This is a genomic window from Ruegeria sp. BJ6 (assembly GCF_056537885.1).
In genome coordinates this window covers 1-1,231 of the sequence record NZ_JBQFSG010000031.1, presented here as the reverse complement: position 1 = coordinate 1,231, position 1,231 = coordinate 1, and the positions used below count along the sequence as shown (strand labels likewise).

Genomic DNA, 1,231 nt, shown 5'->3' with positions numbered 1-1,231 from the left:
AAAAAAAGGGCGCCCCTGGAGACGCCCTTTCTGTCTGATCATTCGCTGGCGCGAATTATTCGACGATTTTCGACACAACGCCGGCGCCGACGGTGCGGCCGCCTTCGCGGATCGCGAAGCGCAGACCGTTTTCCATCGCGATCGGTGCGATCAGTTCAACTTCGAACGACACGTTGTCGCCGGGCATGACCATCTCGGTGCCAGCCGCCAGAGTCACGGTGCCGGTCACGTCAGTCGTACGGAAGTAGAACTGCGGACGGTAGTTCGCGAAGAACGGGGTGTGACGGCCGCCTTCTTCCTTGGTCAGGATGTAGGCTTCGGCTTCGAACTTGGTGTGCGGTGTAACCGAACCCGGCTTACACAGAACCTGACCACGCTCAACGCCGTCACGGTCGATGCCGCGCAGCAGGGCGCCGATGTTGTCGCCCGCTTCACCGCGGTCCAGCAGCTTGCGGAACATTTCAACGCCGGTGCAGGTGGTTTTCGAAGTGTCGCGGATGCCGACGATTTCGATCTCGTCGCCAACGTTGATCACGCCACGCTCGACACGACCGGTCACAACGGTACCACGGCCCGAGATCGAGAACACGTCTTCGATCGGCATCAGGAACGGCTGGTCAACAGCGCGCTCAGGGGTGTCGATGTAGTCATCAACAGCCGCCATCAGTTCCTTGATCTTCTCTTCGCCGATTTCCGGGTTGTTGCCTTCCATCGCCGCCAGAGCCGAACCTGCGATGATCGGAATATCGTCGCCGGGGTAGTCGTAGCTGGACAGCAGTTCGCGAACTTCCATCTCAACCAGTTCCAGCAGCTCTTCGTCGTCAACCTGGTCAACTTTGTTCAGGAACACGACCATCTTCGGGATGCCAACCTGGCGGCCCAGCAGGATGTGCTCGCGGGTCTGCGGCATCGGGCCGTCAGCAGCGTTCACAACCAGGATCGCGCCGTCCATCTGAGCGGCACCGGTGATCATGTTCTTGACGTAGTCAGCGTGGCCGGGGCAGTCGACGTGCGCGTAGTGGCGGTTGTCGGTCTCGTATTCCACGTGGGCCGTCGAGATGGTGATGCCGCGCGCTTTTTCTTCCGGCGCACCGTCAATCTGGTCATACGCCTTGAAGTCGCCGAAATACTTGGTGATTGCTGCGGTCAGCGTCGTTTTACCATGGTCAACGTGGCCAATCGTGCCGATGTTGACGTGCGGTTTTGTACGCTCAAACTTTTCCTTTGCCAT

1 protein-coding gene is annotated in these 1,231 nt (G+C 59.5%); it reads right to left on the bottom strand.

What is annotated here, in order from left to right; all coding sequences use genetic code 11:
• Positions 1-55: 55 nt before the first annotated feature.
• A partial coding sequence (tuf, locus tag ACR0D6_RS22545) for an elongation factor Tu (RefSeq protein ID WP_480732628.1) occupies positions 56-1,231 on the bottom strand: 1,176 nt, incomplete at its 5' end.